The organism is Allofrancisella frigidaquae, from assembly GCF_012222825.1.
GTDB lineage: Bacteria > Pseudomonadota > Gammaproteobacteria > Francisellales > Francisellaceae > Francisella > Francisella frigidaquae.
Genome location: NZ_CP038017.1, coordinates 489,030 through 514,945, shown reverse-complemented (window position 1 = coordinate 514,945; position 25,916 = coordinate 489,030). Strand labels below are relative to the sequence as shown.

Genomic DNA, 25,916 nt, shown 5'->3' with positions numbered 1-25,916 from the left:
AATAGCTTAATAAAAATTACCTGTGATAAATTTTGATTCTAGAAAAATACTATAACAGAGACATTGTAAACACTTTTACTTCCATAACCTTATTTATCATATCTATAGTATCTGCTAACTTACTTATTAGGCTTTTCCAAAAAGCTTATTCACAAGGCTTGGGTATGGATACTATCATAAAGTTTGTAATTTTAACATTACCTCAGAACGTAACTTTTGTTATTCCAGTAGCTATGTTCTTAGCTATAATTCTGTGTTTTGGTAAATATTTCTCAAACAATGAAATGTTTGTAACCTTAGCTGGTGGAGTTACATGGCTACAAATAGCTTTAAATACTTTAAAACCTACTATTGTTTTAACAATAGCTGCTTTTTTTTCATCTATGTATCTGATACCTTTAGCTAACCAAACGACTGATGTATTTCAAACCTCATTATCAGCACGTGCCTTAATATCCTCAATAACAGACGGAAAAGTACTTACTATACCAAACGGTAGAGTGTTATACATCAATAATAAATCTGGAAACAAACTAAATGACTTGTTTTTATACCAGCAAACTTTAAGGGATAAAGATTATAAAATTATTACCGCGCCGCAAGCTACAGTTAAAACAGATAAAACAGCCGCTTTTTTAAACTTCACAGATGTAAACATATACACACGTGAGTTAAACTCATTTAAAGCTACTTATGGTACTGCTGATAAAGCAATATATACGATTTATGATAACTCTATTCGTGATTATAATCACTATAGGATGGATAGATTATATTTTGGAGAATTAGTGACAAACTCTTTAAAAGGAAAAAATAGGTTTACTGCTGAACTTTTCTCAAGATTTAACAACTGTATCAGCATAATAATCGCTAGCTTACTTGCACTTTCACTATGTAGATTATATCCACGCCAGAACAAGTACGCCAAGCTTCTTCCGTCTGTGATAGTTTTAGCCTTATATTTGTGTTCGGTAATGTTTACTAACACACTGATGGCAAAAGGTAATATCCCAGCTTGGGTAGGAATTTGGCTACCACACATTTTCTTTGCAGTGTTTGCAATAAGAACTATCAAAAAACAAAATGGGACATCCAATAAAAGGTAAAAAGATATGTTTTTAAATCGCATTGATCGCTATGTCTTTAAAACAGTATTAAACAGTTTTTTGATTGTTACTACTATTTTTTGTATTTTATTTTTTATTTTTACATATTTAGCACAAGTTAGTAATAGCCATAACAACGCTAGTAACTGGGAGCTGATTGTAAATACCTTATACCAATTACCAGGAATCTTATATACCCTACTACCTGCTTGTGCTATGGTAGGCGCACTTATGGGCCTTAGCTTACTAGCAAATAACTCTGAAATTATTGTTCTTAGGTCTTCAGGACGTTCAACTTTTCAAATTGCTAAAGGAGTTATTATCGTTGGATTAATTGGTGCTTTTATTGCCGTAGTATTTGGAGGTTACGTAGCTCCTGTATTACAAAAACTTGCTGATACTAACACCGTACAATACAACAGTAATAATATATGGCTAAAAACATCTGATGGAATCACTCATATACAACATATCAATCCAGAAAAAAGGTCTGCTACTGCAATTAGTAAATTCATAATAGATGACAACCAACTAAAAGAAGTTCGTTTTGCAGCTACAGCAAAATACGCTACGGATAATGTAGCAAATGCTTACAATATTAACAAAATTATTTACCCAACCTCAGATAAGCAAAAACAACTCGACATTGTAAAAAATATAAGTCAAGACAAATGGACAAATCCTCTACCTTTATCTGTAGCTAGAATTATAACAATTAATGACAATGATTATTTAAGCTTAACGCAATTAACAAAATTTATGGTTTCCAACACTCAGGCTAACGATAATACTTTGTCTTTAAAATTCTGGCAAGAAGTGTTTCAACCTGTATCTTTAATGGTCTTAATACTAATTTCCGTACCCCTTAGTATCGGTTCTAACAGATCATCCACCCTTATTATCAAACTTATCTTGGGTGCGCTTTTTGGCTTTTCATTTTTTATAATCAATCAAATTTTTGGACCTATAGCACTTATACTACGTATACCGCCTATTTTTGGTGCAGCTGGACCAACCATAATTGCATTAGCTCTGCTAATATACTTATTTATCAAATCAAAAGAAACTTAAAATATGCAAATATACACATACTCCCTTAATAATGGCCTAAATATATATATAAAACCCAATAAACGAGCACCTGTTGTTTTATCCCAAATATGGTATAAAGTTGGGTCAACTTATGAGCCTCAAAAGTTAACTGGCATTTCCCATATGCTCGAGCATATGATGTTCAAAGGTACAGATAAATATTCTAAAAAAGATATGAACAGCTTAGTGGAAAATAATGGAGGTATTCAAAATGCTTTTACTAGCTTTGACTATACTGCTTATTACCAATTTTGGCATAAGAGAAACTTAGAATTAAGTTTATCATTAGAATCTTCTCGTATGAGTAACCTTATTTTTGATGAAAATGAGTTTATTCCAGAAAAAAAAGTAGTTTTAGAGGAACGTAACCTTAGGGTTGATGATAAACCTTTTAGCTATGCTTTTGAACAATTTATGAAACTAGCATACCAAACAAATTCTCGTCATACACCAATAATAGGTTGGCGTGAAGATATTGAAAATTACACTTTAAGTAGTCTAAAGAAATGGTACCAGAAGCACTATGCTCCAAATAATGCCAGTATAGTGATAGTTGGAGACGTTGATAAAGATTCAGCGCATTCTATGATAAGAGATTATTTTGATAGTATACCTTGCTCTACTATTTCAAAGCCTAAAGAAGAATATAGTTTAATCAATTTTGGTTACAGACAATTAGAAGTTAAAAAACCACCTAATGACACATCTGCTGTAATAATGGGTTATATAACCCCTTCTTTAACTACTGAATACCAAAAAAATGATCCTTTTGCGCTAATGATTTTAAACAGTATTTTAGGTAGTTCTGATGCTTCTATCCTCCAGCAAAAATTAGTTAGAGATGAAACTTTGTGCTGTCATATAGACAGTGAATATTCACCTTTTATAAAGGGTGAAGATATATTTATTATTACAGCAATAGCGAATCATGATCAAAGCTTAGAAAACATTCAAAATAAAATTGAAAAGACTATTCATGATTTAAAAACTAATGGTATAACACAAGAACAGCTTACACGTGCTAAAGTTACTATTAAAGCAGATAAAATATTTGCTATGGATTCATTAGAAACACAAGCAAACCTTATTGGTTCATTAGCTAGTATCAATTTGGATATTGATTATTATAAGCACCTTAACAAACTTTATGATGTAACCATTGAAGATGTAAATAGAGTGCTTAACGAATACTTTGACAAACCAAATCTTACATCTGTACATTTACTAAAGGATTAAAAAAATGATCCAAAAATTTAACATCAATGACACAAACATATACTTCCAAAAAGATACTAACCTACCTATGGTAGATATTCAGCTTAATTTTAGAGCTGGTTCTGCATTTGATGGCAAACTAAATGGTTTAGCTGACTTAGCAGTAGGCTTATTTGCCACAAAAACAAAGCTTTCTAGCGAACAAGAACTTATAAATAAAATTACAGATATAGGTGCATCGATTCATGCTGAAACTAGTAAAGAATTTTTTTGTATTAAGGTTAGAGTTTTAAGTGAGTCCAATATATTAAAACAGATAGTAGCTATTCTTAGAGAAATCTTTACAGATCCAGATTTTGATGAAAGTATCCTTGAAAGAGAAAAAATACAAACACTTACACATATTGACTATTTACATAAGCAACCTAACTACCTAGCATCATTAGAATTTTCTAAACAACTTTTTGCTAAAAACCCTTACAGTCATCCTACTATAGGTTATAAGAGTAGTATACAAAAAATAACTATCAAAGATATTACCAATTTCTATGATAAATATATATGTGCTAATAATGCTAATATTTGTATAGTTGGTGATATATGTGAATCTGACACTCAAAATTTAGCTAAAGAAATTATAAGCTCTCTACCCAAAGGTCAAACAAACACGCAAAATTTTATCCAGTTACCAGCTGAGCCTGCTATTATAAAAAAACAATTTAATAGTAATCAAACTTCAATTTTAGTGGGTCACCAACTTCTGCTGGATATATTAGATCCTTTATATTTCCCATTAAAACTTGGTAACGAAATACTTGGTGGTAGTGGTCTAAACTCTCTATTATTTAACAAAGTTAGAGAAGAGCTCGGATTAGTTTACAACATTGGAAGTGATGTAAATATTAACCCTGATTATGGTAGCTTTATGATATCAGCTCAAACAAGTAATCCAAATTTAGCTTTAAATACCATAAAAGAAGTGTATGAAGAGTTTATTCATAAAAAAATAGATGATGAGATAGTTGAAAATACAAAAAAGAATATAGAAGGTACACATTTATTAACTTCAGTAAAAAATAGCTCAAAACTTAATATGTTGTCATCTATCGCAAACAAAAAATTACCTTTAGATTTTTTTGATAAATATGTTGAAAATATAAACTCTATAACGCCAGCACAAATTAGTCAAGCTTTCCAGCAAATCCAAAAAAATGCTGTTGTAACGGTGATAGTTGGAGATGTCAAATAGTGAAAACTAACACTGTTCGTGTGATAGCTGGTAAATATAAAAACCGTAGACTTAAATTTCCTGACATCAGTGGTCTTCGTCCCACTTCAGACCAATTAAAAGAAACTATTTTTAATTGGTTAGCTCCATATATAGATAACAGTATCTGTATAGATGCTTTTGCAGGAAGTGGTAGTTTAGGAATAGAGGGTTTATCAAGAGGTGCTACAAAAGCTATATTCTATGAACTTAATATCAAAGCTATAAACCAACTAAAACAAAACTTACAAAACCTAGAAATTTCAAATTTTGAATTATATAAAACCGATAGTGTAAAAGCTCTTGGCACACTTAATATGCCTAACTCTCGCCTAATTATTTTTCTAGATCCACCTTTTAATAAAAACATTATTCCTAAAACACTTAATACTATACTTGAAAATAGCTTTATTCCTCAAGGAACTATCATCTATGTAGAAACTGAAAAACAAACTAATTTTAGCCTTGAAGGCTTTGAGATATTAAAAGAAAAAGAGACCTCTAACATCAAAGCTAAATTAATAATAAAAAATAATTTAAATTCTTAAAATAATCTCTACAATATATCCAAATCGAGCTTGCTCAAAATCAAGGAACAATATGCACAATTACCACATAGGAATAACGGGCCCTTTTATTTTTAGCATTATGTTTATGTTTGGAATAATCGCTGAGAGTATGACTGGTGTTATATCTTCTTCAAGACGCAATATGGATGCTTTTGGTGTAGTTGCTATAGCTCTAATCACAGCTTTAGGTGGTGGTGTAGTCAGAGATTTACTATTAGGAAACTTACCTGTAACAATTATATTGCATCCTTATTATATAGTCATATGTCTAGTTTTTTCAGTTATAGCTATCTTTACCCAAAAATATATAAATAAATTTTATAATATCTTTCTAATTCTTGACTCTATCGGTTTAATAGCTTTTGCATACATTGGTAGCAGTATTGCTTACCAAATTTGTTATGAAGTTTTTGAAATGAGCTTTGTAAGTGTACTGGTAGTTAGCACAGTCATAGCTATAGTTAATGGGGTTGCTGGTGGAATAATGCGAGATATGATTTGTAATGACATTCCTGTAGCTTTTAAATCAGAGCTATACGCCTCTGTTGCAGCTATTGTTGGTTTTTTAAACGCTGCTTTTATCTACTTTAATGTAGATTTATATGTTAGTACTGTAGTTATTATTAGCACAGGACTAACTATCAGAATTATGACGATACTTTATAAATGGAAATTGCCTATTATTTAAGCTTATAAAATTCCACCATGAAAACGAAATTCTGTGTCTGGAGATATAGCTAAATTAATATATTTTAGTTATAATATCTTTCATTTATAATTATGACTTACTCCTTAGATTTTCGTAAGAAAGTATTATCAATAAAAGAGTCTCAAGATTTAACCTTTGAAGCTACAGCCAATAGATTTGGCATAGGTAAAAATACAGTATACCTCTGGAGTAAAGAAATAAGCCCTAAAAAAGGTAAGTCAAGACCAGATATAAAGTTAAATAAACCAGAACTATTACAAGATATTAAAGCTAATCCTGATGCATATCAGTATGAACGAGCTAAAAAGTTTGGTGTAAGCCAAAGTTGTATATGTTATGCATTGAAGAAGCTTGAGATAACATATAAAAAAAGACTTATAGCCACCCTAAAGCAGATCCTATTAAGCAAAAGCAATTTAAACAAAAGTTAGAAGCTTATATTGCAGCAGGCAAAAATATAGTTTATGGTGATGAAAGTGGCTTTGCATATAGCATGCCTAGAACTCATGGCTATACTCTTAAAGGTGAAAAATGCTATGGAGTTAAAGATTTTGGTAATAAAAATAGAACCAATGCTATTGGTGCTTTATATAACGGTAATTTAATATGCGTGGGGTTATTTAATTGTAATGTTGATACTAGCTTATACACTCAATGGGTTAAAGATGAACTATTAAATCAATTACCTGATAACTCTGTTTACGTTATTGATAATGCTAGCTTTCATAAGGAAAGTGAAATTAAACCATTATTGGAATCTAAGGGGCATATACTTTTATATTTACCTCCATATTCTCCCGAATATAATAAAATTGAAAATAAATGGGCTCAAGCTAAGCATCTCAAAAGAAAATATAATTGTGATATCGATACTCTATTTAAACAATATATGTAACTAAAATATATTGATTTAACTATAATATCAAATCCCTCTCAACTTCGCCTATTCTTTTAATATCATTATAGATATCGCTAGATGAATACTTTTGAGCAAATTCTAAATAAATAGTAAAATGTCGCCTTTCAGACTCTAGTAAACCATTATAAAATTTTTGTAGCTCATTATCTAAAAAAGGAGCTATTTTGGCAAATCTCTCACAGGATCGAGCCTCAATATATGCGCCTATTATTAAAGCGTCTATAAAACGACCTTCTTTATCAGTACGCGCTGTTTTTATCAATTGGCTAGCATACCTAGATGCTGATATTGGTTCGTATTTAATATTGCGTTTTTTCAAAAGTCTCATAACTTGTTCAAAATGGACAAGCTCTTCTCTTGCAATTTTAGACATTCTAATAACCAAATCATGCTTATCTGGATACTTGTAAATATATGTCATAGCTGAAGAAGCTGCCTTCATCTCACAGTAGGCATGATCTAATAGCATAAGCTCTATATTCTCTAGGGCTACATTCACCCAAGTGTCAGGAGTTTCACATAAAAGAAATTTTTCTATAGTATTGTAATTTGCATACTTTTGACTCATATTAAATTTTAAAAGTAAGAAGACCTAAGCCGATATTATAAAGCATAGAAACACTAAAGAAATACTAGAATATCTTTTATTAACTAAATATTCGCTATATACTTTTATTTAAACATAACTACCCGTGAGAACAAAATATCTATGCCGAACCTTAATATTAGTAATAAAAGAGTTGATTCTAAAGAAATAATGTATCATACAAACCTGAACGAAAGCAACATACATAGTGCCAAAATCGCTATACTGCCAGGTGACCCAAACCGTGTTGAAATGCTAGCTAAAATGCTTGATGAAAATGCTTATTATTTAACATCAAATAGAGAATACACTTCCTGGCTAGCTAAAGTTGATAATGAGAATGTTCTTGTAATCTCTACAGGAATGGGGGGGCCTTCTGCTGCTATAGGTATAGAAGAGTTAGCTATGATCGGCATCAAAAAATTTATCCGAGTTGGAACTTGCGGCACAATTCAAGAAAATATAGAAGTTGGCGACCTGATTTTAACCACAGCATCTGTAAGGTTAGATGGTACATCTTATCATTATGCTCCTATAGAATATCCTGCTGTTGCTAGCTTTTTACTGAACCAATCATTACACAACTCTGCCAAAAAATTAAATATAAAATTACATACCGGAATAACAGCTTCATCTGATACTTTTTACCCAGGGCAAGAAAGGAAAGATAGCTACAGTGGCTACGTACGTAAAAGTTTTCAAGGTTCCGTAGAAGAATGGCGCAAGCTAAACGTCTTAAACTTAGAAATGGAATCCTCTGCTATATTAACAGTATGTGCAACGTTTGGTCTAGATGCTAGCTGTATATGTACAGTTATGGCAAAAAGAACCATGACTGAAACTATAGACAAAACCAAATATTTTGAAGGTATGACTGATATAATGGCTATAATAAAAGAATCTATTAAAAATAATTTTTATCAAGAAGATTAACAAGAATATGGAAAACACAAAGCTAATTGACATAGCAATTCAAGCATCTGAAAAGGCTTATGCTCCTTACTCAAAGTTTAAAGTTGGAGCTGCTGTGTTACTTAAAAATGGTAAAGTAATAACAGGTACTAATATCGAAAATGCTTCTTTTAGCTTAACTAATTGTGCTGAAAGATCGGCCTTGTTTTATGTATATAGCCAAGGTTACCGTAAAACTGACATCGCTAAAATAGTTGTTATCGCAGATACAAAAAGCGCAGTTTCACCATGCGGTGCATGTCGTCAAGTTATGTCAGAACTATTAGATTTAGATTGCCCTATAGTATTAGCAAATAAGGCTAAAACTGATATCAAAGAAACTAATATCCAAGAACTTCTACCATATATGTTTGTTCTATAACAAAAGTTATAAACAATTTTCTTTTTTACAAAGTATTATCATAAAACTTGCTCGAGTTGCGAAGAAAATAAATAATATAGCAATCGATAGAATTTAGATCCACTTAAGGATTTATATAGATTATGGTTAACTAGGAGATAATATTATTAAAGTGCTATAACGTCGTATGCTTCTTTACCTTTATTACCATCTTTGACTTGGAAGCTAACTTGTTGACCATCTGCAAGAGTACCATTTCTAATATTTGAAACGTGTACGAATACATCTTTGCTTAAAGACTCACAGTTGATAAAACCAAAACCTTTTGCATCATTGAAGAACTTAACTGTTCCTTGTAATTTATTATTCATTATTATTCTCTTTTTGTTTGTTTAATTGATATTCGCAGATATTCTTAATTATAAAATTAATATTTAAAGCCTTACGATTACTCAGAAAAACTAAAAAGAAGAATTTAAATGTATTGAGATAAATCTACAATGATAAGAGTACCATAGAAAAACCTAGAAAGATACTAATATGTTTTCTTTACACAGTATTTTTTCAGTTACTTGAATATGCCGCACATAAGATAGCTGAATTTTAAAAATTTCGCACCCTGCAAAGTAGACCCCACCCCTATCACAATTTTTGTAAAAACAGGTTTAAGGTTCTTAATCTTAGTGTTTGTAATAGCCCTAGCTATGATTTCCACACCAAAAATATTGAGGCTGCACCACTTAACATATTAAGTTGCAAGTAATATTCTGGTATCTTCTTGGTACAAATTTAAATTAAAAAATATTGGCGGTCAAGATTTAAATTATTGTTGTATAAACTGGTGGGTTGTACAGGATTCGAACCTGTGACCAACTGGTTAAAAGCCAGCTGCTCTACCGACTGAGCTAACAACCCAACAATGAGGACTATTATACTTATCAAAATTATGATGTCAACGCTTTCTGTGATTTTTTTCTATTTAATTCTAAAATTTCTATAGGATGCTTAATCGTATGCCCCTCTAACCTCTTAACTTGGCAGCGACAAGAAAAACCTGTTGCTATAGAATTTCTAATTCCCACTTCTTTAATTTTACTTTTCCAACTCAAATCATAGATTTGCTTAGAGGTTTTTAAATTTTTAACTGCATGACCAAAATCACCAGACATACCACAACAACCTGTTTCAACAAGCTTAATATCAACGCCAAAATGTTCAAATATTTTTTGCCAATAAGTAGCGGAAACTGCTACCAATGATTTTTCTGTACAGTGTACGAATAAACTGAATTCCTTAGCAAGCTGTCCTTGCATCTTTGGCAGAGAGTCCAGTTTCGTTACTAACCACTCTTGTATCATCTTTATTTCAAATTTTATCTCACTTTCAAGAGCTTTAGGATACTCGTCCCTGTAAACTAAAGTCATCGCAGGATCAACACCAACCATATCAATACCCATGCTAGCTACCTCATTATACAGTTGAGTCGCTTTTAAAGCTTGTTTTTTAAAATACTTCAAAAATCCCTTCACATGAGCTGGCTTTCCATTGATTCTAAATGGTGCTACATAAACATCAAAACCCATCCCAGTAAGAAAATCATAAAGAGCTAAAACTACATGGGTCTCATATAATGAAGTAAAAATATCTTGAACAATACAGACTGTTTTTGATTTTTGTTCATTTGTAAGTTTGTCTAACTTTTTTAAACTAAATTCTGGTGCATTTCGCTTTCTAAGCTCTGATTTTAAATTTAAAGAGCTTACCAGGGGAGTATCAGCAAATCCAACTATACTACCCAAACTTGCTCTTACAAACTGAATATTGAAAATGTCGTTAAATATCTTTGGCATATGTAAATTAAAGCTTAGCATAGCTTCACTATATTTAACAAAATAGTCTAAAGCTGGTCGACGGTATCTTGAGTGATAGTTTGCTAAAAATTGTGATTTCATCGCTGGAATATTTACCTTTATAGGACATCCTGTAACACAAGCCTTACAACCAAGACACTTTTCTAAAGAGTCATAAACTTGATGCGAGAAATCATCAGGAAAATCTTTTGGATTATCTAAACCCATTTTTTCTACATTTCCAACAGTTGTATAACCTTCTGCGGATAGTTGGTTTAACCACTCTCTTAAAACTGCTGATCTACCTTTAGGTGAATAAAGCCAGTTTCTACTAACTTTAGCAGAAGGACAAATTACAGTATCTAGATTATAATTCAAGCATTGAGAATTGCCATTACAATCATATGCTCCTGAAAATTGCTGTCTCATTTGCTTAGGCACTTGAGTATCTGAGTACCCTCTAAACGGCCCATCTACTGGCACTAATTTATCTTTACTTCCATCTGGTACTGTGATTTTACCAGGGTTAAGCTGATTATGAGGATCAAATACTTTTTTGATACACCCTAATGAGTGATAAAGCTCATCACCAAAATAGTCTTTTAAATACTCACTTCTAAAACCATGACCATGTTCAGCACAAAGTATCCCACCGTATTTTTGAACTAATTGACTAACTTTTTTTGTTATTTCTGCAAGCTTTTGAGAATCGTCTGGGGAGCTCATATCTAAGGCTGGTCTTACATGTAAGCAACCAACATCAACATGTCCAAACATACCGTATTTCACACCATACGAATCTAAAAGCTTAGTTAATTCTTTAATATAGTCTGCTAATCTTTCAGGTGCTACAGCTGTATCTTCTATAAACGGTATTGGTTTACGATCACCTTTCATCGCTCCGAGTAGCCCCACTCCTTTTTTACGCAACTCCCATAGGCTATCCATCTCATTTGGATCTTCTGTAAGGTGAAAAACAGCCATTTTATCTAACAATAATTTTTCTAATTTTGCTGTTTTAGCATCTAAATCATGTCTTGAATCTGCTATAAACTCGACAAAATTTACAGCTGCTAGATTGAATGAAGTTTCTTTTTCTAACATATGCTTAATCTTATAATAAACTTCATCTTCTTTGGCTATCTCTACTATATTACTATCAACTGTTTCTATAGCTGATGGATCATAAGATAATAGTTCTCTTGCTGCTCGAAGTGCTTTATCGAAATTATCATAAGATATAGCAAACAAAGCTTTAAATTTAGGTTTTTTAGTGAGCTTAAGAGTTAATTCTGTAACAAATGCTAGTGTTCCTTCTGACCCTGATATCAAATAGCTAAGGTTAACAGTATTATTTTGCTTATCATATGTTTTAGCTAGATTATAACCTGTTAAAAATCTACTTAATTTTGGTAACTTTTCCTCTATTAATTGATACTTGTCAATAATATGCTCAACTACACAACTATAAATATTTTTCTCACTATCACTTAAGTGTTCTTCTTTTAAATCAGCTAAAGTTATTTTCTTAGTAGTTAAATTTTCACCATTAATTAATGCGCATTCCAGCTCTAAAATATGCTGGCTTGTTCGCCCATAAATCCTAGAACCTTTACCACATGCATCAGTATTTACCATACCACCAAGTGTTGCTCTATTACTAGGTGAAAGATTAGGAGCAAAAAAATACCCCGTATCTACTAGAGCATCGTTTAACTGGTCAAGCACCACGCCTGGTTGTACTTTAACATAACCCTTTTGTATATTTATTTCTAGAATATTATTCATATAACGACTAGCATCTATAATAACACCAGCACACAAAGAATGTCCTGCTGTAGCCGTGCCACCCCCACGTGGAGAAAATTTAAGATCACGATATTCAGGTTTACTTGCTAGACTAAAGGTCTTTGCTATATCTTGTTTATCTTTTGGAAAAACTACCAACTCTGGAACTACAAAATATACGCTATTATCCATAGAAGTAGATATCCTAGAAGCATAATCTGGGTGTATATCTCCCAAAAAATGAAGTTTTTTTAACTCTTGTATAAATTTGTTGATAAGAGTATTTAATTTATTTGTTTTATCAAGTGTTGGAAGTTCTGGTTGCTTCATCTATAGCTACATAAATTGTAAAAATTTGCAGAAATTATATAAGAAAAACGCAAGAGCATAAACATGTTTATTTTTTAATGTTTTTTTATGCTTTCAGCTGTAGGTGTTACAAAAATAACTTTTGCTTACCAAACAAAACAAGACAAACCCCAAATATAAAGCTATAATTATCGCAATAAACTGATATTTTGAAAAAACCATTTTAAGGATTAATATGAAACAGACAACTCTTTTGGTCATATTAGATGGATGGGGATATAGCGAAAATGATTATTTTAACGCTATAAGAAACGCTAACACTCCTACTTGGGACAGTATTTGGCAAGGTTTTCCAAAAACTTTAATCAATGCCTCTAGTTTAGATGTTGGCCTACCAAGAGGTCAAATGGGCAACTCAGAAGTTGGTCATGTTAATATTGGTTCAGGTAGAGTTGTTTACCAAGAGCTCACGAAGATAGATAAAGCTATAGAAGAAAATACTTTTGGTAAAAATCATGCCATTTGTGAAGCTATAGATAATGTCCTTAAAAATGGCTCAAACTTGCATATATTAGGTTTACTTTCTGAAGGTGGAGTACACTCTCATCAAGAACATATCTTTCAAATAATAAAAATAGCAAAGCAAAAAGGTGTTAAAAGAGTTTTCTTACATGCCTTTTTAGACGGTAGGGATACTCCGCCACGCTCTGCTAAAGAATCTATAGAAAAAGCTGATAAATTACTAAGTAGCTTAGGGCTTGGCTATATAGCTAGTGTTTCTGGCAGATACTATGCTATGGATAGAGATAACCGCTGGGATAGAGTTGAAAAAGCTTATAATACTATAGTAAATGCTGATTCTGAGTATATATGCGATTCTGCTATCGAAGCTTTAGAGCAGTCATATATGCGTAACCAGTCTGATGAATTTGTAATTCCAACTAGTATTAAAAAGAATGATGAACTAGTAACTATTGAAGATAACGATAGTGTTATATTTATGAACTTTAGGGCTGATAGAGCTAGAGAGCTTAGTCATGCTTTTGTAGATAGTGAGTTTACTAGTTTTGAAAGAGATAAACTTTTGAAAATAAACTTTACTACACTTACAGAATATGACTCTAAACTAAAGTGTAACGTTGCATTTCCTCCTGAGCAGCCTATAAATACTCTAGGTGAAGTGTTAGCTAAAAATCACAAGACACAACTAAGAATAGCTGAAACTGAAAAATACCCACATGTAACATTCTTTTTTAATGGCGGCAAAGAAGATGAATTTGAAGGAGAAGATAGGATTTTAATACCATCTCCTAAAGTTCCCACCTATGACCTACAACCAGAAATGTCAGCCCCAGAAGTTACAAATAAACTAGTGGATGCTATTAACAGTGGTAAATATGACTGTATAGTATGTAACTATGCAAACTCTGACATGGTTGGTCACACAGGTAATTATGAAGCTACAATACAGGCTATCGAATACCTTGATAAATGCTTAACTAGACTTAAAGATGCAATCTTAGATACAAATAGTAATATGTTTATAACAGCAGACCATGGTAATGCTGATATGATGGTAAACCCAGAAACACATAAACCACATACTGCTCATACTACAAACCTTGTGCCGTTTGTTTATGTGGGGCACAAAGAAGCTACTTTAAATATAGAAAATGGAAAGCTCTCTGATATTGCTCCAACTATTCTAGAAGTAATGGGAATACCACAACCCTCTGAAATGACAGGTAAAGCTATTTTCAAATTTAAAAAATAAGGATTAATTAACTGATGCTTGACGCTAAATATATAAAGGATAATTTACAAGAAGCTGCTCAAAAATTAGCTACTAGAGGATACCTTTTAGATTTAAATTATTTTGAAACCCAAGAAGCTAAAAGAAAACAATTACAAGAGAAAACTCAAGACTTACAAGCTAAGCGTAATTCTATCTCAAAAGAAATTGGTAAAAGAAAAGCTAAAGGTGAAGATGCTAATGACATTTTTGCTGAAGTTAACAATATCAATGAAGAATTAAAAACAGTTGAAAAAGAATTAAAAGCTATACTGGATTCTATCAACCAAACTTTGTTATCAATGCCGAACATACCAGCTGATGATGTTCCTATTGGTAAAGATGAAAGCCAAAATATTGAAATCAGAAAATGGGGAACCCCTCGTAATTTTCACCCAGAAGCACAACCTAAAGACCATGCCGACATAGGTGAAACTCTAAAGATGATAGATTTTGAAGCTGCTGCTAAAATAACAGGCAGTCGCTTTGTAATCCTAAAGAGCAAAATTGCTAGACTACATAGAGCTTTAATCCAATTTATGCTAGATACACATACTGAAAATCACGGCTATGAAGAAGTGTATGTCCCTTATATGGTCAATGATGATAGTCTATATGGTACAGGTCAACTACCAAAGTTTAGTGAGGATTTGTTTAAGCTAGAAGGTGACTTCAAATATAGCTTAATACCTACTGCTGAAGTACCTCTTACAAACCTAGTAAGAGATGAAATAGTCGAAACAAACTCATTGCCAAGGTACTACACAGCTCATACTCCTTGTTTTAGAAGCGAGGCAGGATCTTATGGTAAAGATACTAAAGGTATGATACGCCAACATCAGTTTGAAAAAGTTGAGCTTGTACACATCACTACAGCAGAAAAAGGTGAAGAATCTTTAGAGTTACTAACTTCACACGCTGAAAAGATACTACAAAAACTTAATTTACCATACCGCGTCATGAAACTATGTACTGGCGATATGGGCTTTAGTGCAAAAAAAACTTATGACCTTGAGGTATGGCTACCTTCACAAAACACATATAGGGAAATTTCATCATGTAGTTGGTGTGGAGATTTCCAAGCTCGTAGAATGAAAGCTAGGCATAAAAACCCTTCTATGAAAAAGCCCGAGCTAGTCCATACTTTAAACGGTTCTGGACTTGCTGTTGGCAGAACATTACTAGCGATAATTGAAAACAATCAACAAGAAGATGGCTCTATTATGGTTCCGGAAGCTTTGATCAGCTATATGGGTGGAATATCAGTTATTAAGTAATCCGTAAGAGATAATCAAGTTTTTTTAATCAGACATAATAACCAGACTATTTTTTATAATATCTAATTTGTAATATCTTATCATCGCCACTGAGCATAAATTCCTAGATACCTCGATATATAAATTTTTAAATTAGTCGCAATATAAATTTTATAAAAAATTAATTATTAACTTGAATTTAAACTATTTTTTATGTTATAAATATTAGACTTCCTCGGAAACTAGATTTTATGTAAACTTTAATATAAAAAAGCTTTGTAAGTGTGTATGAAATACGAACAGATTAAATACTTAGGAGAAGAAAAATTTCGCAGGTTAACTGGTATTAAAAAAAGTACATACGATAAGATGATAGATATTCTGCAAGAAGCAGATATTAAGAAGAAAGCAAAAGGAGGTAGAAAGAACAAGCTTGGCATAGAAGATCGGCTTCTTATATGGCGCTTGAATATATTCGTGAATACCGCACCTACTTTCACGTTAGTCAAAGTTATGGAGTGAGCGAGAGTACTGCTTATGATACGATAAGATGGATAGAAGATACGCTGATCAAGCATCCAGACTTCTCTTTGCCTGGAAGAAAAGCTTTGCTTAAAAGCGATATGGACTATGAAGTTGTGCTCATAGACGCAACTGAAACACCTTGCCAGCGCCCAAAAAAAGGGTAAAAAATAACCAGCGGGTCAAGAATCGAAATAATAAGCAAAGGCATTTTTACTCTGGCAAGAAGAGAAGGCACACCTTAAAAACCCAAGTTGTTGTTGATAAAAGAACTAAACAAGTGATATGTACGGCATTTTCAAATGGCAAGCGTCATGATTTTAGGCTGTTTAAAGAATCCAAAACCAAAATACATGCTGATATAAAAGCCATTACTGATACTGGATATCAAGGTATACAAAAGTTGCATAACAAATCTCAGTTACCAAAAAAGAAGACTAAGAAAAATCCTTTGACAAAAGAGGATAAAAAGAAAAACCAAGAACTTGCTAGTCAAAGAGTCGTCAATGAAAATGTCATTGGCATGATTAAACGTTTTAAAATCGTATCTGATAAATATAGAAATAGACGAAAAAGATTTGGGCTTAGATTCAATTTAATAGCTGGTATTTATAATATGGAGTTAGCAAAATGACAGTTTCCGAAGAGGTCTATTTTATTGCCATATATTTAGGTTTTATGAAATGAATTTTTACGAATATAGAGATGGTAATGATGGTATAGTTAGATACAATTACAAAAATGAGATACTTACCCACCTACCAGATAAAGACGCTAGTATTCTTTGTGAATTGGTGTATGAAAGTAGATTACTTAATACGTTTAGTAACCAAAAAAATATATCTCTATCAAATTTGATATATAAAGATAATAAGAAAACCCTAAAAGATGGCGTAGAAACTCTTTTATCTTCAGATGTAAAAGATGCTTTAGAACAATACCCTCATCATTACTATCCAGTATTAGCAAAATATAAGTTGGTGGCTACAAGTTTAGATTTTGTATCAAGGAGCCAATCAAATTTTTTTGGTACAGCACCAAGTTATTATGCAATTGTAGTGGCGAATGTTAATGATAAAGAGAATAAAGGTATTTATGTTATTAATAGAGGTACTGACAAAGCCTGGGATTATTGGTCGGATTTAAAAATGGGTCACGGTAAATTAATACCAAGTCCTGAAATCATTCCGCATATGATAGCAGGTATAAAATTTACAGAGGAGGTATTAGCTAAATACCAAGTAAGAAGTATCGGTTTTAGCGGTCATAGTTTAGGTGGCTCAATAGCGCAAATCCAAAGCATAAGATTTTTTGATTATAAAAAAGGCTTAAGCTTAGCTCCGACTAAGTGTTTTGAGCCTTTTGGAACCAAGTCAGAGGTTGATCCAAGTTTTGGCTTTAGGTTTAAAAATAAATATTATTATTCTGATATTAACTTATGGAAGGGTTTTCGTTCTCAAGTATGTAATGTGGGTATAGATTGGAAATGTAATAGTTGGCAAGAACTAAGTGATAGATTAATCCATAAGTATCAAAGAAATGCTAAATTTATAGCAAACAATATTAAGAATTTTATAAGGCAAGGCGATATAATAGCTGAGTTGTCAGCGCAAATAGGTGATTCAATAAAATTAGCAACAAACATTAATAACAATTACTATAACTATATACCACAGCAAACAAGTGGTTTAATAGCTGTACCACAGTTTTTATTTGAGTTGTTAAGAAGATTGACTATACATAAGATAAGTTGGTATAGATATAATGCATATGCTGAGAACGGTGACTTAATTCCTAATCAGATCGATAAGAAAAATGTAAAAATATTTAAGCTTTCAGCAAATTATAAAGATATACAAAGTTTTAGAGAGGCATTTAAGGATGATAACTAAGATTTCAAAAAAGTTTTTTATTTTAACTTTGTTGTTAAGTATTATGTTGCTCACATCATGTGCCAAATCATTATGGCTAGGTAATAAGCTTAGTGATAAAGCAACAAAACAGCAACAAGAACAAGTTAAGCAAGAAGTTATGCAACTTCTTGAAAAAGAATATAATCAGCCATTTAAATTATTAAATTATAAGTATGAATATAAAAAACATTATGATTTGGGTGGTAATTGTCACTATTGTGATGTTGTGAAATATGGTACATATTATTTCAAAATACAAGCTCTAGATAATCCAATTATAGTTATGAATTTTAGAATTGATGATATTAATAAATCATCAACCAATGAATTGTTAGAGGATTTTAAAAATAAAAAATTAAGTACAGAGTATTGCGTAACTTTAAGCAAAATATATATGTATCAAAAACAGAAAACTGTAGATCAAAGCAATCTAGAAAGAGCAAAAAAATATTGTAATAATAGAGATCAAAATGGTTATAAAGACTGGGAAAATTTGAGCCTTTCCACTTAACTGTGTAAATTCACTTACATGAATCTCTGAATTCTATGCTCAAACTCGATAGCGAAATAAGGCATAGCCTCATTCCAATATTTAACAGGCATAGACCATTTTTTAGTCAAATAATCTATAGCCAAGTACAAAGATTTGAAAACAGAGTCATCTTTAGGAAATAGCTTTTTATTCTTAATGACTTTCCTAAACTGGCTATTAAGCGATTCAATCGCATTAGTAGTGTAAATAACTTTACGAATTTTTGGAGGATATTGCAAGAATACAGTTAAATTATCCCAATTATTTATCCATGACTTTGAAATTAAAGGATATTTAGTATCATATTTATTTGCAAAGTTATCAAGCTCAGATTGAGCTATTGCAATGGTATCAGCATCATATATTTTCTTTAACTCTCTAGCTACCTCTTTCTTGTCTTTATATGGCACATACTTAAGACTATTACGAATTTGATGAACGATACAAAGCTGATGCTTTGTCTCAGGGTATATAGCTTGTATAGCATCAGACATGCCTTTTAAATTATCAGTACATGCTATAAATATATCCTGTAAGCCTCTATTCTTTAATTCAGTAAAAACACTAAGCCAATATTTAGCACCTTCATTTTGACTGATCCAAAGACCTAATACATCCTTATGACCAGTTAACGATATGCCAAGAGCCACATACACAGCTTTATTAATAATATGCTTGTCTTCTCTAACTTTAACGACTATACAGTCAAAAAACACTATTGGATAAACTGACTCTAAAGGTCTATTTTGCCATGCTTTAACATCATCAATAATAGCTTCTGTAACATCACTTATAAAGCTTGTACTTATCTTTGTATCATATAACTCAAATAACTGTTGTTGGATATCTGTAGTACTCATACCTTTAGCATACAAAGATATAATTTTTTGGTCTAAGCCGTTTATCTTGGTGACTCTTTTGGGAACTATTTGAGGTTCAAAGTCACTATCTCTATCTCGTGGAACTGATATTTCCAAATTACCTGTGTCTGTAGCTAATGTCTTGTTACTATAGCCATTCCTAGCATTTGATGAATTAGTCCTTTGGTGTTTTGAATAACCAAGATGACTATTCATTTCTGCATCTAGTGCTTTTTCTAATAATCGTTTTGTTAGTTGCTTTAGCAAACCATCTTTCTCAAACATTTGATTAATATCAACACCTGAATCTATTATTTGATCTGCAATAGCTGTGTAAATATCTTCTGACTTCTTATTCTTAGACATTGTTTCTATCCTTAATATTTCGCTAGAAATAATCTAGCAGGTTAATTAAGAATTTACACATTTATTTGGAAAGTCCCAAATTTGTTTAGCTCCAATTAATTGCTTTGCGCTATTTGAAACCAAGTCAGAGGTTGGCTTAACTCTTGCTTTAGGTACTAAAAATCTATACAAGCTCAGAAATGTTTTAAAATCCTAATAACTCTTTAGCATGCTTTAAAGTATTTTCTGATATATCTACACCACCAACTATCTTTGCTATTTCTTGCACTCTTTGGTCTACTGTTAGCTCTATAATTTTCGATTCTGTAGCGTCTTTAAGATACTTTTTATTAACATGTAAATGCGTATCACCTTGAGCTGCTACTTGGGCTTGATGCGTTATACACAAAACCTGTAATTTTTCTGATAATTTTTTAAGAAGTCTGCCGACTATTTCAGCTGTAGCTCCTGAAATACCAACGTCAACCTCATCAAACACTAAAGTTGGATATGATCTTTTTGCAGCCGATACTGCTTGTATTGATAGTCCAATACGGCTTAATTCACCACCTGAAGCTACTTTTTTGACAGCAGCAAGTTGCTCACCAAGGTTAAAATTTATTTTAAACTCACATGTATCTAGTCCCTTTGAAGTTTTATTTTCACTAGAGGATAATTCAACTACAAAACTACCTTTAGGGATATTCAAAGAACGAATATTTTTCTCGACTTGTATTGAGAAAATTTTGGCTGCTCTATGGCGAGCTTGAGTTAGGTTTTTTGCACACTCGTTATATACTTCCTCGAGTTTTTGCCTTTCTATGATTAGTGATTCTAGTTTGCTGTTTTCTTGTGAAAAGTTATCTAATTCTGTTTGTAATTCTACAATATACTCATATAGATAACTAGGTTCTACCTTGTGCTTACGTGCAAGATCATAGATTTCACTCATTCTTTGCTCTACTTTAGCTAACTCTTCAGGGTTTTGTTCTAAAGATTCTAGTTTATTTTGTGCTTCCTCATAACTTTCTTGAGCGTATACTTTTGTTTGTGATATTAGCTCTTGTAAGTTTGAAAAACCTTCACTTTCTAGTTTACCAACCTCTTTTTCAAGCTCCGCTAACATTGCTATAATATTTTGGTCATTATCATACAAAGCACTAGTGATATAGCTTAAACTATAGTTTATTTGATCTACATTAGATAAGTTCTTTTGGCGTTGTGACAGTTCTTCAAACTCATTTTCCGCTAACTCTAAAGAAATAAGTTCTCTAAGCTTATATTCTAATAATTCTCTTTGGCTATTTTGGCTATTTACAACCTCTTTTAACTCTCTAATCTGTAAATCAGTTTTTTGTAGGTTATAATAAGCTTTTGAAACTTTACCAACAAGCTCATCATTATTAGCAAAACTATCTAGTAAACTTAATTGGGACTTTGGATCAAGTAAATCCTGATGAGAATTTTGGCTATATATATTTATCAGTTTATCTGATATTTTTTTTACATCACTAGCTTTTGCAACACTACCATTGATAAAAAGTCGGCTTTGCTTAGATTTATTGACCACTCTGCGAAATGTACACTCATCATTTTCATTTTCAATAAACAGCTCTTCAAACATTTTTTTTACTTTTTGGTTCTCCTTGATGCAGAAAGTAGCAGAGACTTCTGTGATTTCATTATCCTGTAAAAAATTCTTTTCTAACCTTGCTCCTAATACAAAACTAAGTGCATCAAGTAGGATTGATTTACCAGCGCCTGTTTCACCTGTGAGCACAGTCATACCTTTTCTAAAATCAATATCAGTAGACTTTATAATCGCAAAATTTTTTATTGATAAATGTAATAACATAAAAATTAATTAAATTAGTTCTAACCTAGATAAATATATCTGTTCTTGTAGATTTATACAATACAGTCACATCTATAAAATTACTATAATAAAGAGACTGCTATTAGCTGGAATTAGACGAGTGATAACAAGACAAAAATATTCTAAAAAGCACAGTTTAATACCATTAAAGTCATATAATTTAGGTTATATTAACTTCGTAAACTAAAGGCTTATAGAAATCTTTAGTTTATTCTGTGGCAATGCTCTTTCATATTCACGCTGTAATCTAGTTTTAAATTGCAGTATTTTTTGAGTATCAACAATCTTAGGTAAATCTAAATATAAATCAACAAATATAAAACGTCCTGACTGTGTTATTTTAATATTATTTATTGGTAAATTATAACCTTCACTTGCTACTACCCTTGCTACTTTAAAAATCTGTTTCCTAAGCTCAGAAGAAGGTGCAGCATCTAATAAATGTTGGTATGCTTCTTTGATAAGCCTAATAGGATTAATCACAATATAAAACCCGATCAAAATTGCTACTATTGGATCAACGTAAACTGCTAATTTATCAAATCCTGATTTTTCTAAAACAAACCCTATCGTTATATTAAAGATAACTCCCAAGCCTAATAAAGCATCAGCTTTCCACATTTGGGCATCAGTAAGTAAAATCTTTGACCCTGTTTGGTTAGCTCTTTTATTAACAAAGAAAAACATATAAACGCATAACGCTGTACCTACCATTTCTGACAACAGTGCTACACCATAGTTTGGTTTAATCGTGTGAGTAAACATATTAAATATAGCCATCAAAATCACACTAAGTGCCACTAATAGCACAAACCAAGATTCTAGAATTATAAATACTGGCTCTAAACGATAATACCCATAGTTATAACGTTTATTTGCCGGTTGATTAAGTTTTCTTAAAACATATATCGAAATAGCATAAATCAAAATAGAAATAACTGAGTAGCTTGTATCTAATAAAACCGTTAATGATTGTGCAAAATAGACTATTATTATACTAAAAAAAGCGTAGCCAATCGCTATAATAAAATTGGTTTCTAAGGTTTTTTTCTCTAATTGTTTATCAAAAATCATTATGTTAAAAAATTGGTTGATTTATAAATGTATAAACTAAGGATACTATAAATAAAATTTGTTTAATTATTTATTTTATACACTTTTTCACAGAAGATTACAAGTATTTAAATCACTTACCTTCCAGTAAATTAAGTATTTTTTACTTATAAAAAATATATTATAATTTCCCCGACCAATAAATATGTATGATACAAAATTGAAAGGAATTTTAAAATGCAATTATCAAGAAGAGTTCAAGCTATGCAAGCTTCTCCTGTGCGTAAATTAGTGCCGTATGCTCAACAAGCAGAGAAAGCTGGGAAAAAAGTTTACCATCTAAATATTGGTCAACCTGATATAAAAACTCCTAATGAGTTTATGGATGCAATTAGAAACTTTAACCAAGAAACTATAGCATATTCAGTATCAACAGGTGAGCCGAGTTTGATAAAAGCAATTTCAAAATACTATAAAAGGTTTGATATAGACTTCGCTGAAGATGAAATCTTGATAACTAATGGTGGATCTGAAGCTCTTATCTTTGCAGCTATTGCTACTTGTAATGCTGGTGATGAAATACTAGTACCAGAACCATTTTATACAAACTATAATGGTTTTACTATGGCTGTTGATGTAGTTATAAAGCCTATTACCACCAAAGCCGAAGAAGGTTTTCATCTACCCAATAAAGAAGAGATTTTAGCTTGTGTAACTAGCAAAACAAAAGCTATTATGTTATCTAATCCAGGTAACCCTACAGGCGTTGTATACTCCAAGGAAGAATTAGAGCTACTTGCTGAAGTTGCTAAAGAAAAAGACTTATTTATAATAAGTGACGAAGTATATCGTGAATTTACTTACGATGGTTTAACTTGTACTTCATTTGGCAATATCAAAGGTGTTGAAGATAGAGTAATAATAGTTGATTCGGTATCTAAACGCTATAGTGCTTGTGGCGCTAGAATTGGCTCAATTTGCTCCAAAAATAAAGAGTTTATAAAACAAACCATCAAACTATGTCAATCCAGATTATGCGTAGCAACTTTAGAACAAATTGGTGCAGCTGCTCTTTATGAAGTGGATGAGCAGTATCTAAAAGAAGTAAATCAAGAGTATATGAAAAGAAGAGATATAACATATACCGCTTTGTCAAAAATGGAAGAAGTAATCTGTGAAAAGCCTACAGGCGCTTTTTATGTGATTGCAAAACTTCCTATTGATGATACTGAAAAATTTGCTCTATGGATGTTAACTGATTTTGAAGATAACAAAGAAACAGTTATGTTTTCTCCAGCTGCTGATTTTTATGCCACTAAAGGTCTTGGTAAAGATGAAATCAGAATAGCATATATTCTTGAAGAAAAAGCACTAAAAAGAGCTTTAGAACTTCTAGAAAAAGGTATTAAAGCTTATAACAGTAGAAAAATCTAAAAGGATAAACCTTTTACAAAAACTAAACTCTAAAGAGTGTTAAAATTATTAGCATAAATTTTTCTAAAAAAGCGAGTCGTTGTATGTATTTATTAGGGATTGAAGCTGGTGGCACTAAGTTTTTTACCACTGTAGGTGATATACAAGGTAATGTTATAGAACGTCACCGCACCAATACTACAACTCCTGAGCAGACCATGGCTGAGGTTTTGGAAGTTTTTAGAAGTTACCAAACTAAATATAACATAAAAGCTGTAGGGCTAGCATGCTTTGGTCCAATTGATATTAACACTAAGTCAAAAACTTATGGTTATATAACAAACACACCAAAAACATCATGGAAAAATTTTGATATCCTTAGTTCAATTAAATCTAACTACAGTGGCTCTATTGGATTTAACACAGATGTTAATGCGGCAGCAATTTGTGAGCAACTTTGGGGAGCTGGTAAGGATGTCAACAACCTTCTATATCTAACAATTGGTACTGGCATTGGTGGTGGTATCATTTGTAATAAAAAGCTTGTACAAGGTGCAATGCACCCTGAAATTGGTCATATATTTATATCTCAAAACCCTAAAGATAATTTTAAAGGTTCTTGTCCCTTTCATGGTAATTGCCTAGAAGGTCTAGCATCTGGGACAGCACTAAAACAAAGGTATAATGTCACCTCAGCTGGGGTAATACCAGATGATCATGAAGCTTGGATATTTGAAGCTGAATACTTAGCAAAAGCTATTGTAAACTATATTTATGCATTCTCTCCTGAGAAGGTTATCCTAGGTGGTGGCGTAATGCATAAGACTATATTGTTTGATATGATACGTGAAAATGTTGTTAGATATCTAAATAACTACCTTGACTACCCTGCCTTAAAAAATATGTCTGAGTTTATTGTACCAGCATCGTTTGGAGATAATACTGGTGTTAAAGGCTCTCTTGCTTTAGCTCTAGATGCTTATAAAAACTAAAGTCATACCTGCCAGACGGGTATTCTATGGTTAATAAAGCTGTCATCTTCGTGCTCGACAAATCGATCTCTTAAATATCAGATAAAAGCCAAAAAATTTGCGTTTACGCTGGTGGACCAACTTTAGCTTCGAGTGTAGTAGTTGCTGTGTAGCTAACTCCACCAGCTATAAATGATATTGTAATATCTGCTGAATAATTACCTTGATTAGCGGCGCCACAATCTAATCCCCCCAATGCAGAATCACCACCAGTATCAAATGAAACTGTTGTAGCAGTGAGACCTGAAGTTATTGTGCTCAAATCAGCAGCAAGTAGGGAACATTTAGCAGCACGTGCTGCTTCAGCACCACCTGAGTAAGTTACAGTAACTTGTGTATAAGGACTTCCACTACTGCTGTTCTCAAATCCAGGAATAGCTGTATTACTTATACTCACAAATTGATAGACCTGCCCTGCTGCTGACTTTAAAAGAGAGTTCTGTAATAAAGCATCATTGTTATCACTAGGATTTGTGCAACCAGCTAGTATAACTACACTGGATAAAACGACCATACTTAATATTTTATTATACACCAACATAAAAATTCATACAATTAATTTAATACACAATAAATAATAATATAAATAAAAAATAAAGTA

Annotated in this window: 23 protein-coding genes, 1 tRNA gene and 1 pseudogene; 17 read left to right on the top strand and 8 right to left on the bottom strand. The window is 31.9% G+C overall.

Going from position 1 to position 25,916, the window contains the following annotated elements:
- Positions 1-32 precede the first annotated feature (32 nt).
- From lptF to E3E15_RS02385, 8 genes are all read left to right on the top strand, one after another.
- Positions 33-1,106, top strand: a complete 1,074-nt coding sequence (lptF, locus tag E3E15_RS02420; protein WP_172106452.1) for an LPS export ABC transporter permease LptF — start codon at positions 33-35, stop codon at positions 1,104-1,106.
- Between the two features lie 6 nt (positions 1,107-1,112).
- Positions 1,113-2,177 (top strand): LPS export ABC transporter permease LptG, encoded by a 1,065-nt coding sequence (lptG, locus tag E3E15_RS02415; protein WP_172106451.1) that lies wholly within the window; start codon positions 1,113-1,115, stop codon positions 2,175-2,177.
- Positions 2,178-2,180: 3 nt separating this feature from the next.
- Entirely contained in the window at positions 2,181-3,434 is a 1,254-nt protein-coding gene (locus E3E15_RS02410; RefSeq protein ID WP_172106450.1) for a M16 family metallopeptidase, read from the top strand.
- A 4-nt stretch (positions 3,435-3,438) separates the two neighbouring features.
- A complete protein-coding gene (locus E3E15_RS02405) occupies positions 3,439-4,662 on the top strand; it encodes a M16 family metallopeptidase (RefSeq protein WP_172106449.1) in 1,224 nt (407 codons plus the stop codon).
- Positions 4,662-5,228: a 16S rRNA (guanine(966)-N(2))-methyltransferase RsmD gene (gene rsmD, locus E3E15_RS02400; RefSeq protein ID WP_172106448.1), complete on the top strand. Its 567-nt coding sequence runs from the start codon at positions 4,662-4,664 to the stop codon at positions 5,226-5,228. The genes E3E15_RS02405 and rsmD overlap by 1 nt, the downstream gene beginning before the upstream one ends.
- 52 nt (positions 5,229-5,280) lie before the next feature.
- On the top strand, positions 5,281-5,937 hold the full coding sequence (locus tag E3E15_RS02395; RefSeq protein ID WP_035721673.1) for a trimeric intracellular cation channel family protein: 657 nt from the start codon (positions 5,281-5,283) through the stop codon (positions 5,935-5,937).
- A 92-nt stretch (positions 5,938-6,029) separates the two neighbouring features.
- Complete coding sequence (locus E3E15_RS02390; RefSeq protein ID WP_172106447.1) at positions 6,030-6,389, top strand: IS630 transposase-related protein; 360 nt, start codon at positions 6,030-6,032, stop codon at positions 6,387-6,389.
- A 62-nt stretch (positions 6,390-6,451) separates the two neighbouring features.
- Entirely contained in the window at positions 6,452-6,853 is a 402-nt protein-coding gene (locus tag E3E15_RS02385) for a transposase (protein WP_172106446.1), read from the top strand.
- A gap of 19 nt (positions 6,854-6,872) precedes the next feature.
- Here the strand turns inward: E3E15_RS02385 and E3E15_RS02380 are convergent, their stop codons facing one another.
- On the bottom strand, positions 6,873-7,445 hold the full coding sequence (locus E3E15_RS02380; RefSeq protein WP_172106445.1) for a MiaE family protein: 573 nt from the start codon (positions 7,443-7,445) through the stop codon (positions 6,873-6,875).
- 141 nt (positions 7,446-7,586) lie between these two features.
- On the opposite strand from E3E15_RS02380, the gene udp reads away from it, so the two are divergent.
- Positions 7,587-8,396, top strand: coding sequence for a uridine phosphorylase (gene udp / locus E3E15_RS02375; protein ID WP_035721667.1), 810 nt, complete (start codon positions 7,587-7,589; stop codon positions 8,394-8,396).
- Between the two features lie 7 nt (positions 8,397-8,403).
- Positions 8,404-8,796: a cytidine deaminase gene (cdd, locus tag E3E15_RS02370; protein ID WP_035721664.1), complete on the top strand. Its 393-nt coding sequence runs from the start codon at positions 8,404-8,406 to the stop codon at positions 8,794-8,796.
- Positions 8,797-8,942: 146 nt separating this feature from the next.
- Here cdd and E3E15_RS02365 read toward each other — a convergent pair whose 3' ends face one another.
- From E3E15_RS02365 to E3E15_RS02355, 3 genes are all read right to left on the bottom strand, one after another.
- Positions 8,943-9,146 carry a cold-shock protein gene (locus E3E15_RS02365; protein ID WP_035721660.1) on the bottom strand — a complete coding sequence of 68 codons (204 nt, stop codon included), beginning with the start codon at positions 9,144-9,146 and terminating at the stop codon, positions 8,943-8,945.
- Positions 9,147-9,614: 468 nt separating this feature from the next.
- Positions 9,615-9,690, bottom strand: a tRNA-Lys gene (locus tag E3E15_RS02360).
- A 29-nt stretch (positions 9,691-9,719) separates the two neighbouring features.
- Complete coding sequence (locus E3E15_RS02355) at positions 9,720-12,743, bottom strand: FAD-binding and (Fe-S)-binding domain-containing protein (protein WP_172106444.1); 3,024 nt, start codon at positions 12,741-12,743, stop codon at positions 9,720-9,722.
- Between the two features lie 214 nt (positions 12,744-12,957).
- Between E3E15_RS02355 and gpmI the strand changes: the two genes are divergently transcribed.
- From gpmI to E3E15_RS02330, 5 genes and pseudogenes are all read left to right on the top strand, one after another.
- A complete protein-coding gene (gene gpmI / locus E3E15_RS02350) occupies positions 12,958-14,496 on the top strand; it encodes a 2,3-bisphosphoglycerate-independent phosphoglycerate mutase (RefSeq protein WP_172106443.1) in 1,539 nt (512 codons plus the stop codon).
- Positions 14,497-14,510: 14 nt separating this feature from the next.
- Entirely contained in the window at positions 14,511-15,791 is a 1,281-nt protein-coding gene (gene serS, locus E3E15_RS02345) for a serine--tRNA ligase (RefSeq protein WP_172106442.1), read from the top strand.
- Between the two features lie 267 nt (positions 15,792-16,058).
- Positions 16,059-16,926: pseudogene (locus tag E3E15_RS02340) on the top strand (IS5 family transposase).
- 49 nt (positions 16,927-16,975) lie between these two features.
- Positions 16,976-18,184 (top strand): lipase family protein, encoded by a 1,209-nt coding sequence (locus E3E15_RS02335; RefSeq protein WP_172106441.1) that lies wholly within the window; start codon positions 16,976-16,978, stop codon positions 18,182-18,184.
- Complete coding sequence (locus E3E15_RS02330; protein ID WP_172106440.1) at positions 18,174-18,716, top strand: hypothetical protein; 543 nt, start codon at positions 18,174-18,176, stop codon at positions 18,714-18,716. Before E3E15_RS02335 ends, E3E15_RS02330 begins: the two co-directional genes overlap by 11 nt.
- 14 nt (positions 18,717-18,730) lie before the next feature.
- Here E3E15_RS02330 and E3E15_RS02325 read toward each other — a convergent pair whose 3' ends face one another.
- The 3 genes from E3E15_RS02325 to E3E15_RS02315 form a co-directional block, all read right to left on the bottom strand.
- Positions 18,731-19,963: an IS256 family transposase gene (locus tag E3E15_RS02325; protein WP_172106156.1), complete on the bottom strand. Its 1,233-nt coding sequence runs from the start codon at positions 19,961-19,963 to the stop codon at positions 18,731-18,733.
- A 184-nt stretch (positions 19,964-20,147) separates the two neighbouring features.
- Positions 20,148-21,797, bottom strand: coding sequence for a DNA repair protein RecN (gene recN / locus E3E15_RS02320; protein ID WP_172106439.1), 1,650 nt, complete (start codon positions 21,795-21,797; stop codon positions 20,148-20,150).
- A gap of 204 nt (positions 21,798-22,001) precedes the next feature.
- Complete coding sequence (locus E3E15_RS02315; RefSeq protein WP_035721618.1) at positions 22,002-22,892, bottom strand: cation diffusion facilitator family transporter; 891 nt, start codon at positions 22,890-22,892, stop codon at positions 22,002-22,004.
- Between the two features lie 216 nt (positions 22,893-23,108).
- Here E3E15_RS02315 and E3E15_RS02310 point away from each other — a divergent pair, with 216 nt between their 5' ends.
- Together E3E15_RS02310 and E3E15_RS02305 are read left to right on the top strand one after the other, a co-directional pair.
- The gene (locus tag E3E15_RS02310) at positions 23,109-24,305 is read left to right on the top strand and encodes a pyridoxal phosphate-dependent aminotransferase (RefSeq protein WP_035721617.1); all 1,197 of its coding nucleotides are present in this window, start codon (positions 23,109-23,111) and stop codon (positions 24,303-24,305) included.
- An 83-nt stretch (positions 24,306-24,388) separates the two neighbouring features.
- Complete coding sequence (locus tag E3E15_RS02305) at positions 24,389-25,276, top strand: ROK family protein (protein WP_172106438.1); 888 nt, start codon at positions 24,389-24,391, stop codon at positions 25,274-25,276.
- Between the two features lie 103 nt (positions 25,277-25,379).
- On the opposite strand, the gene E3E15_RS02300 is transcribed toward E3E15_RS02305, so the two are convergent.
- Positions 25,380-25,829 carry a hypothetical protein gene (locus E3E15_RS02300; protein ID WP_035721612.1) on the bottom strand — a complete coding sequence of 150 codons (450 nt, stop codon included), beginning with the start codon at positions 25,827-25,829 and terminating at the stop codon, positions 25,380-25,382.
- Positions 25,830-25,916 lie beyond the last annotated feature (87 nt).

What these genes read in the sequence shown, in the direction of transcription:
- lptG (WP_172106451.1), top strand. Translation starts at nt 1,113, where the DNA reads ATGTTTTTAAATCGCATTGATCGCTATGTCTTTAAAACAGTATTAAAC.
- E3E15_RS02410 (WP_172106450.1), top strand. Translation starts at nt 2,181, where the DNA reads ATGCAAATATACACATACTCCCTTAATAATGGCCTAAATATATATATA.
- E3E15_RS02405 (WP_172106449.1), top strand. Translation starts at nt 3,439, where the DNA reads ATGATCCAAAAATTTAACATCAATGACACAAACATATACTTCCAAAAA.
- E3E15_RS02395 (WP_035721673.1), top strand. Translation starts at nt 5,281, where the DNA reads ATGCACAATTACCACATAGGAATAACGGGCCCTTTTATTTTTAGCATT.
- E3E15_RS02390 (WP_172106447.1), top strand. Translation starts at nt 6,030, where the DNA reads ATGACTTACTCCTTAGATTTTCGTAAGAAAGTATTATCAATAAAAGAG.
- E3E15_RS02385 (WP_172106446.1), top strand. Translation starts at nt 6,452, where the DNA reads ATGCCTAGAACTCATGGCTATACTCTTAAAGGTGAAAAATGCTATGGA.
- E3E15_RS02380 (WP_172106445.1), bottom strand. Translation starts at nt 7,445, where the DNA reads ATGAGTCAAAAGTATGCAAATTACAATACTATAGAAAAATTTCTTTTA.
- udp (WP_035721667.1), top strand. Translation starts at nt 7,587, where the DNA reads ATGCCGAACCTTAATATTAGTAATAAAAGAGTTGATTCTAAAGAAATA.
- cdd (WP_035721664.1), top strand. Translation starts at nt 8,404, where the DNA reads ATGGAAAACACAAAGCTAATTGACATAGCAATTCAAGCATCTGAAAAG.
- E3E15_RS02365 (WP_035721660.1), bottom strand. Translation starts at nt 9,146, where the DNA reads ATGAATAATAAATTACAAGGAACAGTTAAGTTCTTCAATGATGCAAAA.
- E3E15_RS02355 (WP_172106444.1), bottom strand. Translation starts at nt 12,743, where the DNA reads ATGAAGCAACCAGAACTTCCAACACTTGATAAAACAAATAAATTAAAT.
- gpmI (WP_172106443.1), top strand. Translation starts at nt 12,958, where the DNA reads ATGAAACAGACAACTCTTTTGGTCATATTAGATGGATGGGGATATAGC.
- serS (WP_172106442.1), top strand. Translation starts at nt 14,511, where the DNA reads ATGCTTGACGCTAAATATATAAAGGATAATTTACAAGAAGCTGCTCAA.
- E3E15_RS02335 (WP_172106441.1), top strand. Translation starts at nt 16,976, where the DNA reads ATGAATTTTTACGAATATAGAGATGGTAATGATGGTATAGTTAGATAC.
- E3E15_RS02330 (WP_172106440.1), top strand. Translation starts at nt 18,174, where the DNA reads ATGATAACTAAGATTTCAAAAAAGTTTTTTATTTTAACTTTGTTGTTA.
- E3E15_RS02325 (WP_172106156.1), bottom strand. Translation starts at nt 19,963, where the DNA reads ATGTCTAAGAATAAGAAGTCAGAAGATATTTACACAGCTATTGCAGAT.
- recN (WP_172106439.1), bottom strand. Translation starts at nt 21,797, where the DNA reads ATGTTATTACATTTATCAATAAAAAATTTTGCGATTATAAAGTCTACT.
- E3E15_RS02315 (WP_035721618.1), bottom strand. Translation starts at nt 22,892, where the DNA reads ATGATTTTTGATAAACAATTAGAGAAAAAAACCTTAGAAACCAATTTT.
- E3E15_RS02310 (WP_035721617.1), top strand. Translation starts at nt 23,109, where the DNA reads ATGCAATTATCAAGAAGAGTTCAAGCTATGCAAGCTTCTCCTGTGCGT.
- E3E15_RS02305 (WP_172106438.1), top strand. Translation starts at nt 24,389, where the DNA reads ATGTATTTATTAGGGATTGAAGCTGGTGGCACTAAGTTTTTTACCACT.
- E3E15_RS02300 (WP_035721612.1), bottom strand. Translation starts at nt 25,829, where the DNA reads ATGGTCGTTTTATCCAGTGTAGTTATACTAGCTGGTTGCACAAATCCT.